Genomic DNA, 16,147 nt, shown 5'->3' with positions numbered 1-16,147 from the left:
GGTACGGCATCGTTTGGGGTCGCCCCTGCCGGGATGCTACGCGTGTAGATATGCTGGTGTGGTGACTATGTCCACTGTTGCAGCCAACGCCCCCGGCGCCGTGGGCGGCGGCCTCGCAGACGTCGCTGCGTCCGAGGCCTCCCTGCGCCGCTTCCTGCACGGCCTGCCCGGCGTCGACGCGGTCGGCCTGGAGGCCCGCGCCTCCTCGCTGGGCACCCGCTCGATCAAGACGTCGGCCAAGGCGTACGCCATCGACCTCGCGATCTCCATGATCGACCTGACCACGCTGGAGGGCGCGGACACCGCCGGCAAGGTGCGCTCGCTGTGCACCAAGGCCAGGCACCCCGACCCCAGCGACCCGGGCTGCCCCCCGGTCGCCGCGGTCTGCGTCTACCCGGACATGGTCGCCACCGCCCGCGCCGCAGTGGAGGGCACCGGCATCCATGTCGCCTCCGTCGCCACCGCCTTCCCGTCCGGCCGTGCCGGGCTGCCGGTGAAGCTGGCGGACACCGCCGAGGCGGTGGCCGCGGGTGCCGACGAGATCGACATGGTGATCGACCGGGGCGCCTTCCTCTCCGGCCGCTACCTCCAGGTCTTCGAGGAGATCGCCGCGGTCAGGGCGGCCTGCCGCCGTACCGACGGCCGTCCGGACGCCCACCTCAAGGTGATCTTCGAGACCGGCGAGCTCCAGACCTACGACAACGTCCGCCGCGCCTCCTGGCTGGCGATGCTGGCCGGCGCCGACTTCATCAAGACCTCCACCGGCAAGGTCGCGGTCAACGCCACCCCGCCGGTGACGCTGCTGATGCTGGAGGCGGTGCGCGACTTCCACGCCGCCACCGGCACCCAGGTCGGCGTCAAGCCGGCCGGCGGCATCCGCACCACCAAGGACGCCATGAAGTACCTGGTCATGGTGAACGAGACGCTCGGCGACAGCTGGCTCTCCGCGGACTGGTTCCGCTTCGGCGCCTCCAGCCTCCTCAACGACCTGCTGATGCAGCGTCAGAAGCTGACCACCGGCCGGTACTCCGGTCCCGACTACGTGACGGTGGACTGAGCCAGATGGCAACCCCCAAGAACAGCAAGCAGACCGCCCCCGCCGAGCCCGCTGTGCCCGCCGAGCCCGCTGTCCCCGCCGAGCCCGCTGTCCCCGCCTCGATCGGCAACGGCTTCCCGGGCAAGCTCTTCTCCTACGCCCCGGCCCCCGAGTCACCCGCCGCGGCCGGTGACATCGCCTCCTCGTACGGGCACTTCATCGGCGGCGAGTTCACCGAGAGCGCCGGCAAGGAGGCCCTGAAGACGGTCAACCCGGCCACCGAGCAGGTGCTGGCCGAGTTCGCCCAGGGCACCGAGGAGGACGTCGACCGCGCGGTGAAGGCCGCCCGCGACGCCTTCCCCGGCTGGGCCGCGCTGCCCGGCTCGGAGCGCGCCAAGTACCTCTTCCGGATCGCCCGGATCATCCAGGAGCGCAGCCGCGAGCTGGCCGTGCTGGAGTCCATCGACAACGGCAAGCCGATCCGCGAGACCCGCGATGTGGACCTGCCGCTGGTCGCCGCGCACTTCTTCTACTACGCCGGCTGGGCCGACAAGCTGGAGTACGCGGGCTTCGGCCCCAGCCCCAGGCCGCTGGGCGTGGCCGCGCAGGTCATCCCGTGGAACTTCCCGCTGCTGATGCTGGCCTGGAAGATCGCCCCGGCGCTGGCCACCGGCAACACCGTGGTCCTCAAGCCCGCCGAGACCACCCCGCTCACCGCGCTGCGGTTCGCGGAGATCGTCCGCCAGGCCGGGCTGCCCAAGGGCGTGGTCAACATCGTCACCGGCGACGGCCGCACCGGCGCCGCGCTCACCGCCCACCCCGACGTCGCCAAGGTGGCCTTCACCGGCTCCACCGAGGTCGGCCGCTCCATCGCCCGCTCCCTGGCGGGCAGCCGCAAGAAGCTGTCGCTGGAGCTGGGCGGCAAGGCCGCCAACATCGTCTTCGACGACGCACCGATCGACCAGGCCGTCGAGGGCATCGTCAACGGCATCTTCTTCAACCAGGGCCATGTCTGCTGCGCCGGCTCCCGGCTGCTGGTCCAGGAGTCCGTGCAGGACGAGGTGCTGGACGCCCTGAAGCGCCGGATGGCGACCCTGCGGGTCGGCGACCCGCTGGACAAGAACACCGACGTGGGCGCCATCAACTCGGCGGCCCAGCTGGCCCGGATCCGCGAGCTCTCGGACATCGGCGAGGCCGAGGGTGCCGAGCGCTGGTCCCCCGCCTGCGAGCTGCCGTCCAGCGGCTACTGGTTCGCCCCCACCGTCTTCACCGGCGTCAGCCAGGCCCACCGGATCGCCCGCGAGGAGGTCTTCGGCCCGGTGCTCTCCGTGCTGACCTTCCGCACCCCGGCCGAGGCCGTGGAGAAGGCCAACAACACCCCGTACGGGCTCTCCGCCGGCATCTGGACGGAGAAGGGCTCCCGCATCCTGTGGATGGCGAGCCGGCTGCGCGCGGGCGTGGTGTGGTCCAACACCTTCAACAAGTTCGACCCGACCTCGCCCTTCGGCGGCTACAAGGAGTCGGGCTACGGCCGCGAGGGCGGCCGCCACGGCCTGGAGGCGTACCTCGATGTCTGACCCAACCTCGAAGTCCGACGCGACGGCGCGACTTGACGTCTTCAAGACCTACAAGCTCTTCGTGGGCGGGAAGTTCCCCCGCTCCGAGAGCGGACGGGTGTACGAGGTGACCGACACCAAGGGCAACTGGCTGGCCAACGCCCCGCTCGGCACCCGCAAGGACACCCGCGACGCGGTGGCCGCCGCCCGCAAGGCCGTCCCCGGCTGGTCCGGCGCCACCGCCTACAACCGCGGCCAGATCCTCTACCGCGTCGCCGAGATGCTGCAGGGCCGCCGCGAGCAGTTCGCCGCCGAGGTGGCCGTGAGCGAGGGCGTCGGGGGCAAGAAGGCCGCAGCACTGGTGGACGCGGCGATCGACCGCTGGGTCTGGTACGCGGGCTGGACCGACAAGATCGCCCAGATCGCGGGCGCCGCGAACCCCGTGGCCGGCCCCTACTTCAACCTCTCCACCCCCGAGCCCACCGGCGTGGTCGGCGTCGTCGCCCCGCAGACCGGCACCGGCCACTCCCTGCTGGGCCTGGTGTCGGTGATCGCCCCGGCGATCGCGGCGGGCAACACCGTGGTCGTCGCCACCTCCGAGAGCGCGCCCCTCCCGGCGCTCTCCCTCGGCGAGGTGCTGGCCACCTCCGACCTGCCGGGCGGCGTGGTCAATGTGATCTCCGGCCGTACCGCGGACATCGCCCCCACCCTCGCCTCCCACCAGGACGTCAACGCCCTGGACCTGGCAGGTGCCGTGGCGGCGGACGGCCCCGGCTCGGCGCGGGCCCTGGAGGCCGCCGCCGCGGACACCCTCAAGCGGGTGCTGCGCCCCGCCCTCGATCCCGCCGCCGAGGACTGGACCGCCGCCCCGGGCACCGAGCGTCTGCTGGCCTTCCTGGAGACCAAGACGGTCTGGCACCCGATGGGCGTCTGAGCAGTCCCTGACCGCCGCCCCGGGGGGCGGGGACCCCATGGTTCCCCGCCCCCCGGGGCGGCGTCGCTACACCCGCCACGGGCCCGGCCCGGGCCGGCATCGACCCGCCGTCAGCCCTTGCCAGGACCGGGGTCGGCGGCCGAGGTGGTGGAGCCGGGACCGGCGCCGACGGGAGCCTGGGGACCGCCGCAGGGCGCACCGGTGGCGAGGCCGTCGATCTGCCCGGCGGGCTGATGGGCCGTGTCGGGACCGCCTTCGGGGTGCTCCGCGCCCGCGTGCGCGCAGTACGGCGGGACGGCGTTCCGGAAGTCCTGCTTGCCCAGCGCCGCAACCGGGCCGCCGACCGGCCGGCCCGCCCGGTCGTACGCCTGGAGGTGCACCTCCTGGTGGGCGCTCGCCGCCACCATCACCGCGAAGAAGCGCACCGCGCCGGAGGTGGGGGTGGCCACGGTGGCGCCCTGTACCGGCGCCCCGTCCGCGAGCTCCACCCGCACGGACGCCACCCCCGGCGGCGCCACACCGACCACGGCGAACTGCCGCTCGTCGAACGGTGCCGTCGCCGTCCAGCGGAGCTGCCGCGCACCCTCGGCGTCCGCGAAGCAGGCGCTGATCCCGCCGAGCAGCACATTGCGGGAGACCACGCAGGACTGGCCCTTCGCCCCCCGTGCGGAGCCCGCGGTCCAGTGCACGCCCCGGGTGGTCCCCTCCGCCACCCGGTAGACGGTCCCGGGCACCGTGTCGTACCCGTCCAGCGCCGCGGCACGGCCGCTCGGCGCGGTGGCGGGGCCGACCTGCGCCGCGCGGCCGGAACCCGCGCCCGGCGTCAGCGGCAGCGCCGCGGCGAGCGCGGCCACCGCCGCGCCGGCGCCGACCGCCGAGACCAGCCGCCGGTTGCGGCGGCGGCGCACGCCGTCGGCCACCTGCCGGAAGGGGTCCCGGGGCGGAACGTAGCCGGCCGGGAGACCGCCCACCGCCTCCTTGAGCATCTCTTCGGGTCCGTGCGTCATCGGATGATCTCTCCTGCCGTGTGCTCGAAGGGTGCGGGTGCCACGGGCGCGGCACCCGCCGGGACGGGGGGCCGGTCGAACGCGGGAAGTTCCCGGAGCCTTGCCAGCCCTCGCGAGGCCTGGGACTTGACCGTCCCGGTGGAGCAGCCGAGCAGGTCGGCGACCTGGCGCTCCGACATGTCCTCGACGTAGCGCAGGACGACGATCACCCGCTGCTTCGCCGGGAGCTGCCGCAGCGCCCTCCGCAGCAGGTCGCGGTCGCCGACGCCGCTGCCTGCGTCCGGCGCGCCGCTCTGCGGCGGCTCCGGCAGGTCCGCGGTGGCCCGTTCTCCCCACCAGCGCCGGCGACGCGAGGACACGGCCAGGTTGGCGACGATCCGCCGGGCATAGGCCTCGGGCTGCTCCTGGCGCAGCCTCGGCCACACCTTCCACAGCCGGACGAGGCCTTCCTGCACCAGGTCCTCGGCCCTGCCCGTGTCCAGGGTCAGGCTGTGGGCGAAGCGGATCAGCGGCACCCATCGCGTCCGCACGAAATCGGCGAAGTCCTCCTGCGCAGCTCGCGCCATGTCCCCTCCGGTGGTGTTCCGTCTCGGCCAAGGGAACGCGATGGGAGCGCATCCGGGTTGACAGCGATCCGCACCGGTCCTCCAGCGTCGGCCGGTCTCAACCTTCCCTCCCGCCCAGCGCATTGACAGGGGCGGCGCCCATCCGGGGCGCCCACCCCACAGCAGGAGGGTCCGCACATGGCACATCGCTCCCGCCGGCCGCGGCTGCGCGCACTTGCCGCGACCACCGTCGCCGGCTTCACCGTCCTGGCCGGTGCCGCCGCCCCCGGCGCGGCCGCAGCCGGCGCAGACACCCGCGGGTGGACGGTCACCCCGCTGCCGGTCGACAAGGCCGCGCTGAGCCGGATCGCCACCGGTGGCGGCGCCGCCTTCACGGTCGGCTTCGGCTTTGTCGGCAGCGGCAGGGACGTGCACTTCGCCCCGTTCGCCGCCCAGCGCGTGGGCGGCGGGTGGGTGACCGAGCCGACCCCCGCCCCGGACGGCTACCCCGACGGGCGGCTGGACGACGTCGCCGTCCTCGGCCCCGAGGACGCCTGGGCGGTCGGCACAGCCGAGGGCCCGGACACCACGGCGCTGATCGAGCACTGGGACGGCACCTCCTGGAGCCTGGTGGACACCTCCGGGCTGCCCGCCGGCACCGGCCTGACGGGCGTCACCGCCGACCGCCCGGACGATGTGTGGGCCGTCGGCTACACCGTGCTCAGCGACGGCGTCACCCCGCTTGTCGCGCACTGGGACGGCACCTCCTGGACACAGGTGCAGGTATCGGACTCCGAGGGGGACACCCCCTGGGACCGCTACTGGGTCTCCAGCGTGGGCGCCACCGCCCCCGACGATGTCTGGCTGGTCGGCGTCGACGGCCTGGCCGTCCACTACGACGGCCGCACCTGGACCCGTACGCCGGTGCCCCCCGGCCAGGAGGTGTGGCTGGAGCGGGTCCGCAGCGACCCGGCACACGGCACCTGGGCGGTCGGCTACGACGTCGCCCCGGACGGGACACGCACCCCGGCGGCGCTGCACTGGGACGGCACCGCCTGGCAGGCCGCCCGGCTGCCCGCCGACCCCTCGGCCCAGCTGGAGGACCTGGCGGCGGACACGGACGGCGCACTGGCGGTCGGATACCGGTCGACGGCGAACGGCCCGGTCGGCTATGCCGTCCGGGTGCCCGCCGCCCTCGGAGTCCCGGGCCACCGGGTCCCACTGCCGGACGGCATCACCCAGCTGAACAGCGCCGCGGCCGACGGAGACGGGGTGTGGATCGCCGGGGACGGCGTGTCCGCCGACCCCGAAACGTTGTCGCCCTTCGCCGCCCGCTCCTCGGCCCGGTACTGAGCCGGGCCCCGGCGGCGTGCACCGGCCCGCGCCGCTGTACGCCGCCGGGGCGCGACCCGCTCCCACACAGCGACGTAGCACAGTGCGCTACACGGGACTACAATCGGACCATGAAGACCATCACGCAGCGCGAGTTCCGCAATCACTCCGCCGCCATCATGGATGCGGTCGAAGCGGGTGAGACCTACCACATCACCCGCAACGGCGCGGAAGTGGCGGAGCTGCGCCCCCTGACACGCAGGCGCAAGCTCAGCGCCCAGGAACTGGTGGAGCGGCATCGACGGCTGCCGCAGGTCGATTACGCCCTCATGCGACAGGAGGCCGAGGAGTTCTTCGCCTCCGACGAGTACGACCCCTGGGAGCGCAGCCGTGGCTGAGCGCCACGCGTCGGGGGTGCTCGACACATGCGCCTTCATCGACCTCGGTCTCATCGACCCGAGCACACTGCCGGACACCCCGGAGATCACCACGGTGACGCTGGCAGAGCTGCACCAGGGTGTAGCGATGGCCAAGGACGCCGTCTCCCGGGCGGCCCGCACCGAGAAGTTGAGCTCTGCCGTGGCCGACTTCGAGCCATTGCCCTTCGACGCCGACTCCGCCGCACGGTACGGCACTCTCATCGCCCTCACGATCGCTGCAGGGCGCGACCCGCGGCCCCGCAGGATGGATCTCATGATTGCGGCGATCGCCTCCGTCCGCGGTCTGCCGGTCTTCACCCGAAACGCGGACGACTTCAAGGGCCTTGAGAGCGTTGTCACGGTGCTCGGGGTCTAGCCTGCGCCCCTGGATGCGTCACACTGGTGTCCCGTGAGCGACTCTCCGGTGAATCCCCTGCCGATGGCCCCTGCCCGCGTCGTGCTGCTGTCGGGGCCCTCGGGGTCGGGCAAGTCCTCGCTGGCGGAGCGGGCCGGTCTGCCGGTGCTGCAGCTGGACGACTTCTACAAGGACGGGGACGACCCCACCCTCCCGCTGATGCCCGATGCGGGCGGCGCCGTGGACTGGGACTCCCCGCTCTCCTGGCACGCCGAGGACGCCATGGCCGCGATCCGGCAGCTGGCGGAGACCGGGCGGGCCGAGGTGCCGGTGTACTCCATCCCGGACAACGGCCGGGTCGCCACCCGCACCCTGGAGCTGGGCGGGGCGCCGGTGTTCGTCGCGGAGGGCATCTTCGCGGCCGAGATCGCCACTCGCTGCGCCGCCGAGGGCCTGCTGGGCGACGCGATCTGCCTGCGCAACCGGCCGGCCACCACCGCATGGCGACGGTTCCGCCGGGATGTCCGGGAGGGCCGCAAGTCGGTGCCGTTCCTGCTGCGGCGCGGCTGGCGGCTGATGCGGGCCGAACGCGGGATCGTCGCCCGCCAGACCGAGCTGGGCGCCCACGCCTGCGGCGGCCCGGAGGCGCTGCGCCGACTGCGAGCGGTCTCCGCGGTACGCGAGCCCGCCCCCGTCTGAGCAGCGGCGCACCCCGTCCGAACACAGCAGTACGGCCCGGCGCCTCTCCCCTGGCGCCGGGCCGCTGCTCGCGGGCACTCCCCCGTTGAGCCGGCTCCCCCGAGCCGGCTCCGAGTCCCGCTGTCCCCTCCTCACCCCCGGAGGTCCCCCCGCTATCCCGCCCCACCCGGCGGGAATCCTGTGGGCCGCCCTCAGGCGACCAGCTCGCCGAACGCCTGGCCGAGGTCGCCGTCCCGGTTGAGGGTGTCGTCGTCGCGCAGCCGGCGCAGCGCGCGCCAGATGCTGCTCTTCACGGTGCCCACGCTGATGTTCAGCACATCGGCGATCTCCGGGTCGGTGCGGCCCTCGTAGTAGCGGAGCACCAGCATGGTGCGCTGCTGCTCGGGCAGCTTGGCGAGCGCCTGCCACAGCACGGCGCGCAGCTCGGTGCCGCCCATGGCGTCGGTGTCGCCGACGGTCTCCGGCATCTCCTCGGTGGGGTACTCGTTGACCTTGCGGCGGCGCCAGGCGGAGATGTGCAGATTGGTCATAGTGCGGCGCAGATAGCCGCCGACGGCCGCCTTGTCGGAGATCCGCCCCCAGGCGCGGTAGGTGCTGAAGAGCGCGCTCTGCAGCAGGTCCTCGGCCTCGTAGCGGTCACCGGTCAGGTGGTAGGCCGTGGCGTACAGGGAGGCGCGTCGCTCGCGCACGTAGGCGGTGAAGTCCGCGGTGTAGTCCACCGTGTCCGCCGTCGGCGCGGGCTCCCCCTGTGCGCCTCCCTGTACACCCCGCCCGGCGTGGCCCAGATACTGGACCGCGTTGCCGGCCTCACGCGTCGTCGGCTCCCCCGAACCGACAGTCCGCAGGCCGTCCCCGTCACCCCCCGGGAGTCCGGTCACCACGGGGAGGACTCCCCGCAGCGTCAGAGTGGTCGCCCCGGTGCCCGGGTCGGCACCGGCGGGCTGCCGGCGGCCGACCCCGAACAGCTGGGCCGTCCCGGTGTGGTGGGCACACCCCCGCACACCCACCGCACCGGAGATCTCGTCGGCCCGCGCGGGCCGGTGGCTGGACGGGCGCACGGAACGGACAGACGAAGCGGTCCTGATCTGCAGCGTTGCGTTCATCATGCGCCCCCAGTCGATACGAGCGGATCTTTCGGTGTCCCGGTCCCGGCTCCGTCCGCCCCACCTCCCCCGTGGGCCGGCCGGCGGTCGTTGTTCCGACCCCGTTTCCGTGACATCGAAAAGCTTGCCCGGGGCTCGTCATGGCGCTGTCCGCCGACTGTCACAGGCCTGTCACAGCGCCCGGAGCGGAACGACCGCCCCGCCCATCCCCACGCCACCCGGCCGCCCTTGGTTCCACCGCTCCTCCGAAGGCGGTGCACGATCAGCAGCAAACCGGGGCACTCCGCCGTTCTCGGGGGCGCAACCGGGCAGGGTGGGTGAACCTCCGGGCCTGCGTGCGCCAGAATGGCAACGTGCCGTTCCTACTGCTCATCGAGGACGACGACGCGATCCGCACCGGCCTCGAACTCGCCCTCACCCGACAGGGCCATCGCGTGATGGCTGCTGCCTCGGGCGAGGACGGCCTCAAGCTGTTCAAGGAGCAGCGTCCGGATCTGATCGTCCTGGATGTGATGCTGCCCGGAATCGACGGCTTCGAGGTCTGTCGCCGGATCCGCCGCTCGGACCAGCTGCCGATCATCCTGCTCACCGCGCGCAGTGACGACATCGACGTCGTGGTGGGCCTGGAGTCGGGCGCCGACGACTATGTGGTCAAACCGGTGCAGCCGCGGGTGCTGGACGCCCGTATCCGTGCCGTGCTGCGCCGCGGCGAGCGGGAGAGCTCCGACTCCGCGGCGTACGGCTCCGTGGTGATCGACCGCGCCGCCATGACGGTCACCAAGAACGGTGAGGACCTCCAGCTCACCCCCACCGAGCTGCGGCTGCTGCTGGAGCTCAGCCGCCGCCCCGGCCAGGCGCTCTCCCGGCAGCAGCTGCTGCGGCTGGTGTGGGAACACGACTACCTGGGCGACTCCCGGCTGGTGGACGCCTGTGTGCAGCGGCTGCGGGCCAAGGTGGAGGATGTACCGTCGGCGCCGACACTGATCCGGACCGTGCGCGGGGTCGGCTACCGGCTCGACCCACCCGCGTAGCGACACCCCGGCCCCTCGGCGACAGCCGCACCCGAGACCCACGGACTTCAGACTTGACGGACTATCAGGAGACCTACCCGCCGCACGGCAGGGCACGCGGCGGGCGGCTCGGGCGGCGGATGCGGTTGACCTCGCTGCGGATACGGCTGATCGCGGTCTTCGCGGTGGTCGCGCTCACCGCCGCGGTGTCGGCGTCCGGCATCGCCTACTGGCTGAACCGGGACGCGGTGCTCAAGCGGGCCCAGGACAGCGCCCTCAACGACTTCCGCGACTCGCTCACCCGCAATGTCACCGACATGCCGCTCAAGCCCTCCTGCGACGACCTGCGGGCGCTGGCGCGGATGGTGGCCAGCCCGCGCCCCGGCCTCAACTACCAGGTCGTGGTGGTCGACTCGGCGCACCCCGACTGCACCGCCTCCTCCGAGCCGGGCCGCTTCACCATCGACCGGGTGCCCGCCCGGCTGCGGGCCGCCGTGCCGACACCCCGCGACCTGGAGGACGGCAACAGCTACCGCTATCACCTGTACTGGCAGCGGGCGGTCCTGGACGGCGAGCCGTTTCTGATCGGCGGCACCCGGATCGTGCCCACCGGTCCCACCGCCTACATGTTCAAGTCGCTGGACGACGAGCGGACCGACCTCAACACCCTCGCCTGGTCGCTGGGCATCGCCGCCCTGCTCGCCCTGGTCGGCTCCGCGCTGCTGGCCCAGGCCGCCGCGGCCACCGTGCTGCGGCCCGTGCAGCGGCTCGGCGACGCCGCCCGGCGGCTCGGCCAGGGCCATCTGGACACCCGGCTCGAGGTCGGCGGCGCCGATGAACTCGCCGATGTCGCCCGCACGTTCAACAGCACGGCCGAGGCGCTCGCCGCCCAGGTGGCCGAGCTCAGCGCCAGGGAGTCGGCCAGCCGCCGGTTCGTCGCCGACATGTCCCACGAGCTGCGGACCCCGCTCACCGCGATGACCGCCGTCACCGACATCCTGGAGGACGAGGCCGACTCGCTGGACCCGATGATCGAGCCCGCGGTACGGCTGGTGGTCAGCGAGACCCGGCGCCTCTCCGACCTGGTGGAGAACCTCATGGAGGTCACCCGCTTCGACGCGGGCACCGCCAAGCTGGTGGCCGACGAGGTGGACATCGCCGACCTGATCATGTCCTGCATCGACGGACGCGCCTGGTACGACGCGGTCGAGCTGGACGCCCCGCGCGGCGTGTTCGCCAGGGTCGACCCGCGCCGGCTGGACGTGGTCTTCGCCAACCTGATCGGCAACGCCCTCAAGCACGGCGGCTCACCGGTGGTGGTCCGGGTACGGACCGAAGAGCTGCCCGCAGCCGAGTGGGCCGGGCCGCACCCGGAGAAGCAGCTGGTGGTCGAGGTGCGCGACAGCGGGCCCGGTATCCCGGAGGATGTGCTGCCGCATGTCTTCGACCGGTTCTACAAGGCCGACAAGGGCCGGGCCCGCTCCGAGGGCAGCGGCCTCGGACTCTCCATCGCCATGGAGAACGCCCGTATCCACGGCGGCACCATCACCGTGGCCAACGCCCCCGCCGGGCCCGACGGCACGCCCGGCGGCGCGGTGTTCACCCTCACCCTGCCGATGGAACCCACCGATGCGGATCCACCGGACGGCGAGGAGGGCGACGAAGGGAACGGCGACAACGGTGCGGGACCCGGCGGGAACGCCGGCGCACCGGGCACGGAGAGGAGCGGGCGTTGAGCGGTGGCGTACGGCATGCGTGCCGGAAGGCGGCGGTGGTGGTGGTGCTGGGCACGGCCGCGGTCGGCTGCGGCATCCGGCCGACCTCGGTACCCGTGGACGCGGGCGCGCCGGCCAGCCGTACGGCATGCCCGGCGACCCCGGCCCCGACTGCCTCCGCCACCGCGAGCAGCCCGCCGGCCAGCGCCCTCAACGCCCCGTTCTCCGCCAAGCAGGCCTCGCCCGGCGGATCCCCCAGCGCCTTCGGCCCCACCGCACTGCCCAGCCCCCACCCCAGCAACACCGCCACCTGCTTCCAGCACCGGCCCTGACCGCCGCACGCGCTTTGGGGGCACGCACGGCGGTTCACCGTCCGCACCCGGCCACCGGGACAGGAATGCGGAACCCTTGTGTTCGGGTAGGGAACCGCCGATGTGGTGAGTGACGTCTTTTTGCGCGTGCAGCGAGGAGGCACCGGCGTGCGGACCGGGGATGGCCGACAGCTCCGGCAGGGGCGGTGGACGGGTGGCCCGGCGGCCTCCGCGACCCGCGACGCACCGGTGTCACCACTGCTGCGCGCCGCCGGCGTGCTGCTGCTCGCGGTGCATCTGGCCCTGGTGGGCTGGTTCGCGCTCCGCCCGCTGCCGGTGGACTGGGTCTACGACGCCAATCTGCATCCCCTGGCATCGATCCGCCGCGCACTGACGTCCGGCAGCGCCGAGGCGTACCGCCATCTCGCGGTCAGTCTGCTGCTGATGGCCCCGCTCGGTGTGCTGCTGCCGCTGGCGGGCGGCCGGGTCCGGGCGGGCTGGCTGCCGTCGCTGCTGCGTACCGTCGGTGCGGCGGCACTGCTCTGCACAGCGCTGGAGTTCGTGCAGAACTATGTGCCCGGCCATGTCCTGGACGTGGACGACATCCTGCTCAACCTGCTGGGAGTCACGCTGGCGCATCTGGCCGTGGTGCCCGCCGCGCGGGCGCGGCTGCGCCACCGGGCAGCCCGGCCGCGCCGTGCCGCCCCGGCTCCGCCGCCGCGGCAGCACGCGTCCGGCGTCCGGGGCCCGGCGGGCCCGGCGTCGTACGAGGTGGCACCCACGCCGGGCGGGCGCTGAGACCCGGACGAGGGACCCCGAGAGGCCCCTGAGTCCGGTCCTGGCCCGGCCCGGGGAGATCCGGGGGTGGCGGATCGGCATCGGGACCGATGCCGGGAGGGCCGCAGCGGCGGAGGATCGAAGCAGACGAACCGGGCCGGAGGGACCGGCCGGAACGTCCCAAGGAGAGCGTCATGACCACCCTCGCCCGTCCCCGCCACAACCGCGTCATCGGGGGCGTCTGTGCCGGGATCGCCGAGCGGTTCGGCCTCACCCCGTGGACCGTCCGTGCGATCTTCCTGCTGTCCTGCCTGCTGCCGGGCCCGCAGTTCCTGCTCTATCTGGCGCTCTGGCTGCTGCTCCCCCAGGAGCCGTGACAAGGGCCGCCCCCGGCACTGCGGGGGCGGCCCTCGGGGCGCGTGGTCAGCTGCCCAGCATGCTTCCGGTGCCGAGCAGGCCGAGGACCTGGCCGAGCGGCCCGCCGAAGCTGTTGCCGCGCGAGGTGGGCGTGAGGTTGACCCCGCCGGGACCGGCGGCCCGGGTGGTGGCGACGGGCATCTGCCGCTGCTGCTGGCCGTTGGCCGCGAGGTGGTCCGCCGCATCGGCGACACCGGTGAGCGTGGGCTCCACGGTGTGCACGCCCTGGGACACGATGCGGGCACCGGTGGCCGGGTTCAGGGCGCCGACGGTCTGGCTCAGCGGCCCTGCCAGCGGCAGGCTCTGGGACGCGCCGGCGAGGCCGAGGCCGCCGAGGCCGCCCAGGGGGTCGGGGAGGGCAGGAGCGGCGGAGGCGGTACCGGCGGCCGCGGCCGCGAAGACCACTCCGAGCGCTGCGGTGCCTGCGGACCTGAGGACGGCCTTCTTCATGGGTTTCCCTTGGTGATCGTTGCGTGCATGCACCGGCATCCGGCTACGCCGCGTGTGCTGTGGGGCACCCACCGTAGTGATCCGGGCCGCCGCGCCACAAACGGTGTCCCCCGCTCGGCGCAACCAAAGCCGAACAGGGCACACCATATGACGATCAGTCAGACAAGGGATCCGCCGAACAGCCACTCGGCCTTCAGCTCCGCGTACCCCGGCTTGATCACGTCGTTGATCATCGCCAGCCGCTCGTCGAACGGCAGGAACGCCGACTTCATCGCATTGACCGTGAACCACTGCATGTCGTCCAGCGTGTAGCCGAACGCGCCGATCAGGTGCTCGAACTCCCGACTCATGCTGGTGCCGCTCATCAGCCGGTTGTCGGTGTTGACGGTGACCCGGAAGTGCAGCCGGCGCAGCAGCCCGATGGGGTGCTCGGCATAGGAGTCGGCGGCGCCGGTCTGGAGGTTGGAGGTGGGGCACATCTCCAGCGGAATCCGCCGGTCACGGACGTACGCGGCCAGCCGGCCGAGCTGCACCGAGCCGTCACCGGCGGTCCCGATGTCGTCGATGATGCGGACCCCGTGGCCGAGCCGGTCCGCGCCGCACCACTGGAGCGCCTGCCAGATGGAGGGCAGCCCGAACGCCTCGCCGGCGTGGATGGTGAAGTGGTTGTTCTCCCGCTTGAGGTACTCGAAGGCGTCGAGGTGGCGGGTGGGCGGGTGGCCCGCCTCGGCGCCGGCGATGTCGAAGCCCGCCACCCCGCGGTCGCGGTAGGCATTGGCCAGCTCGGCGATCTCCAGCGAGCGGGCGGCGTGCCGCATCGCGGTGAGCAGGGCCCGGACGCGGATCCGGTGTCCGGCCTCGCGGGCCCGCTCCTCTCCCTGGCGGAACCCGTCGTTGACGGCCTCGACCACCTCCTCGAGGCTGAGACCGGCCTCCAGGTGCTGCTCGGGGGCGTAGCGGATCTCGGCGTAGACGACGCCGTCGGCCGCGAGGTCCTCGGCGCAGTCGGCGGCGACCCGTACCAGCGCCTCCCGGGTCTGCATCACGGCGCAGGTGTGGGCGAAGGTCTCCAGATAGCGTTCGAGCGATCCGGAGTCGGCGGCCTCGCGGAACCACTCGCCCAGCTTGACCGGGTCGGTGGTCGGCAGGTCCCGGTACCCGCAGTCGGCGGCGAGCTCCACGATGGTCTGCGGCCGCAGACCACCGTCGAGGTGGTCGTGCAGCAGCACCTTCGGGGCGCGGCGGATCTGCTCTGCGGTGGGGGTGCGCGGGGTCACGCCCGCGCTGGTGGCGATCTCGTTCTCCATTGGCCAACGATAGCGCCTACGCGCGTAGAAATGGTGTTTGGAGCCGATATCTCTCCCCGGGACGGAGCAGCACCGCCCCCGGAGGGGCCGCACCGCGGCCCCTCCGGACATCCGCGCAACGCGCCGCCCGGTCGGCGCGCCGTCGGCGAGGGAGCCGGCATCCGGAGGACCGCACCGCCGGGAGCGTCACCACGCCACCTCCCCACTGTCAGTCGTGGTCGAGGAGCCTGCCCCGGCGGGAGAGGACGAAGTCACGGAAGGCCGCCACCGGCCGGGTCGCCGGACGTCCGGCCACCCAGGCCAGCCCGATGGCGCGGCGGGTCCTCGGCGCGGTGACGTCCAGCTCCACCACCCCCGGCCGCGGTACCAGCGCGGGCGGCAGCAGAGCCACCCCCAGCCCGGCCGCCACCAGCCCGCGGAGCGTCTCCACCTCCTCGCCCTCGAAGGCGACCCTGGGGGTGAAGCCGGCCTCGGCGCAGAAGGAGTCCAGCAGGACGCGCAGGCCGTAACCCTGCTCCACCGCGACGAACGGCTCCTCCGCGACCTCCGCCAGCCGGATCCGCCGGCGCGCCGCCAGGCGGTGGTCGGCAGGCACCGCCAGATGGAGCCGCTGCTCGTCCAGCGGCCGCGCCACCAGGTCCGGCGCGTCGGGCAGCGGCGACACCAGGCAGAGGTCGAGCTCCCCGGCCCGCAGCCGGTCCAGCATCGCCGCCACGTACTCCTGTACCAGCTGGAAGCGGACCCTGGGGTATCCGGCACGGAAGCCGCGCAGCAGTGCGGGCACCGCATCCGTCCCCATGGTGTGCAGAAAGCCGAACGCCACCCGGCCCGCCTCCGGGTCGGCCTCGGCCCGCGCCGCCTCCGCGCCGCGCTCCAGCTCCGCCAGCGCCCGCTCCGCCGACTCCAGCAGCACCCGGCCCGCCCGGGTGAGCCGCACGGTGCGGCCCTGCCGGGCGAGCAGGTCCACCCCCAGCTCCTCCTCCAGCCGCGCCACCGCCCGGCTGAGGGTCGGCTGGGGCATCGCCAGCAGCTGCGCGGCCCGGGTCACATGCTCCAGCCGCGCCACCGCGGCGAACTGCGCCAGCCGGGGCGCCAGCACCGCCGCGGGCACATCCGGGCCCAGCTCCGCCAGGGGCTGCCTCTGTTCATACGTCACAGCATCAATCGTCCAACA

At 73.4% G+C, this 16,147-nt stretch carries 18 protein-coding genes; 12 read left to right on the top strand and 6 right to left on the bottom strand.

The annotated features are described in order from the left end of the window. Positions 1–67: 67 nt before the first annotated feature. Genes deoC through AB0761_RS22905 form a run of 3 tightly spaced genes read left to right on the top strand, consistent with a single transcriptional unit; the run spans position 68 to position 3,526 of the window. On the top strand, positions 68–1,057 hold the full coding sequence (deoC, locus tag AB0761_RS22915; protein WP_377270995.1) for a deoxyribose-phosphate aldolase: 990 nt from the start codon (positions 68–70) through the stop codon (positions 1,055–1,057). Positions 1,058–1,062: 5 nt separating this feature from the next. Then, positions 1,063–2,613, top strand: a complete 1,551-nt coding sequence (locus AB0761_RS22910) for an aldehyde dehydrogenase family protein (protein WP_377270994.1) — start codon at positions 1,063–1,065, stop codon at positions 2,611–2,613. After that, positions 2,606–3,526: an aldehyde dehydrogenase family protein gene (locus AB0761_RS22905; protein ID WP_377270993.1), complete on the top strand. Its 921-nt coding sequence runs from the start codon at positions 2,606–2,608 to the stop codon at positions 3,524–3,526. The genes AB0761_RS22910 and AB0761_RS22905 overlap by 8 nt, the downstream gene beginning before the upstream one ends. 110 nt (positions 3,527–3,636) lie before the next feature. Here the strand turns inward: AB0761_RS22905 and AB0761_RS22900 are convergent, their stop codons facing one another. Further along, positions 3,637–4,533: a hypothetical protein gene (locus AB0761_RS22900; RefSeq protein WP_377270992.1), complete on the bottom strand. Its 897-nt coding sequence runs from the start codon at positions 4,531–4,533 to the stop codon at positions 3,637–3,639. After that, entirely contained in the window at positions 4,530–5,099 is a 570-nt protein-coding gene (locus AB0761_RS22895) for a SigE family RNA polymerase sigma factor (RefSeq protein WP_377270991.1), read from the bottom strand. Before AB0761_RS22895 ends, AB0761_RS22900 begins: the two co-directional genes overlap by 4 nt. Before the next feature lie 177 nt (positions 5,100–5,276). Between AB0761_RS22895 and AB0761_RS22890 the strand changes: the two genes are divergently transcribed. The 4 genes from AB0761_RS22890 (at position 5,277) to AB0761_RS22875 (ending at position 7,883) form a co-directional block, all read left to right on the top strand. Further along, the gene (locus AB0761_RS22890) at positions 5,277–6,431 is read left to right on the top strand and encodes a hypothetical protein (RefSeq protein ID WP_377270990.1); all 1,155 of its coding nucleotides are present in this window, start codon (positions 5,277–5,279) and stop codon (positions 6,429–6,431) included. A gap of 110 nt (positions 6,432–6,541) precedes the next feature. Beyond that, positions 6,542–6,808: a type II toxin-antitoxin system Phd/YefM family antitoxin gene (locus AB0761_RS22885; protein WP_377270989.1), complete on the top strand. Its 267-nt coding sequence runs from the start codon at positions 6,542–6,544 to the stop codon at positions 6,806–6,808. Further along, positions 6,801–7,205: a type II toxin-antitoxin system VapC family toxin gene (locus AB0761_RS22880; RefSeq protein WP_377270988.1), complete on the top strand. Its 405-nt coding sequence runs from the start codon at positions 6,801–6,803 to the stop codon at positions 7,203–7,205. Before AB0761_RS22885 ends, AB0761_RS22880 begins: the two co-directional genes overlap by 8 nt. A gap of 33 nt (positions 7,206–7,238) precedes the next feature. Further along, positions 7,239–7,883 (top strand): ATP-binding protein, encoded by a 645-nt coding sequence (locus AB0761_RS22875; protein WP_377270987.1) that lies wholly within the window; start codon positions 7,239–7,241, stop codon positions 7,881–7,883. Positions 7,884–8,074: 191 nt separating this feature from the next. Here AB0761_RS22875 and AB0761_RS22870 read toward each other — a convergent pair whose 3' ends face one another. Next, positions 8,075–8,986, bottom strand: a complete 912-nt coding sequence (locus tag AB0761_RS22870) for a SigE family RNA polymerase sigma factor (RefSeq protein ID WP_377274269.1) — start codon at positions 8,984–8,986, stop codon at positions 8,075–8,077. A gap of 353 nt (positions 8,987–9,339) precedes the next feature. Here AB0761_RS22870 and AB0761_RS22865 point away from each other — a divergent pair, with 353 nt between their 5' ends. The 5 genes from AB0761_RS22865 (at position 9,340) to AB0761_RS22845 (ending at position 13,176) form a co-directional block, all read left to right on the top strand. Next, the gene (locus AB0761_RS22865; RefSeq protein WP_055585373.1) at positions 9,340–10,017 is read left to right on the top strand and encodes a response regulator transcription factor; all 678 of its coding nucleotides are present in this window, start codon (positions 9,340–9,342) and stop codon (positions 10,015–10,017) included. 53 nt (positions 10,018–10,070) lie between these two features. Then, the gene (locus AB0761_RS22860) at positions 10,071–11,732 is read left to right on the top strand and encodes an ATP-binding protein (RefSeq protein ID WP_377270986.1); all 1,662 of its coding nucleotides are present in this window, start codon (positions 10,071–10,073) and stop codon (positions 11,730–11,732) included. Next, positions 11,729–12,043 carry a hypothetical protein gene (locus AB0761_RS22855; protein WP_377270985.1) on the top strand — a complete coding sequence of 105 codons (315 nt, stop codon included), beginning with the start codon at positions 11,729–11,731 and terminating at the stop codon, positions 12,041–12,043. The genes AB0761_RS22860 and AB0761_RS22855 overlap by 4 nt, the downstream gene beginning before the upstream one ends. A gap of 147 nt (positions 12,044–12,190) precedes the next feature. Continuing rightward, positions 12,191–12,820, top strand: a complete 630-nt coding sequence (locus AB0761_RS22850; RefSeq protein ID WP_377270984.1) for a VanZ family protein — start codon at positions 12,191–12,193, stop codon at positions 12,818–12,820. Positions 12,821–12,993: 173 nt separating this feature from the next. Further along, entirely contained in the window at positions 12,994–13,176 is a 183-nt protein-coding gene (locus AB0761_RS22845) for a PspC domain-containing protein (RefSeq protein WP_377270983.1), read from the top strand. A gap of 46 nt (positions 13,177–13,222) precedes the next feature. Here the strand turns inward: AB0761_RS22845 and AB0761_RS22840 are convergent, their stop codons facing one another. The 3 genes from AB0761_RS22840 to AB0761_RS22830 form a co-directional block, all read right to left on the bottom strand. Next, positions 13,223–13,666, bottom strand: a complete 444-nt coding sequence (locus AB0761_RS22840; RefSeq protein WP_377270982.1) for a hypothetical protein — start codon at positions 13,664–13,666, stop codon at positions 13,223–13,225. Between the two features lie 158 nt (positions 13,667–13,824). Then, positions 13,825–14,973 (bottom strand): adenosine deaminase, encoded by a 1,149-nt coding sequence (locus AB0761_RS22835; RefSeq protein ID WP_377270981.1) that lies wholly within the window; start codon positions 14,971–14,973, stop codon positions 13,825–13,827. A gap of 208 nt (positions 14,974–15,181) precedes the next feature. Beyond that, complete coding sequence (locus AB0761_RS22830; protein WP_377270979.1) at positions 15,182–16,129, bottom strand: LysR family transcriptional regulator; 948 nt, start codon at positions 16,127–16,129, stop codon at positions 15,182–15,184. Positions 16,130–16,147: the final 18 nt, after the last annotated feature.

Source organism: Peterkaempfera podocarpi (assembly GCF_042466665.1).
GTDB classification, from domain to species: domain Bacteria; phylum Actinomycetota; class Actinomycetes; order Streptomycetales; family Streptomycetaceae; genus Peterkaempfera; species Peterkaempfera podocarpi.
This window is presented reverse-complemented; position numbering and strand designations above follow the sequence as displayed.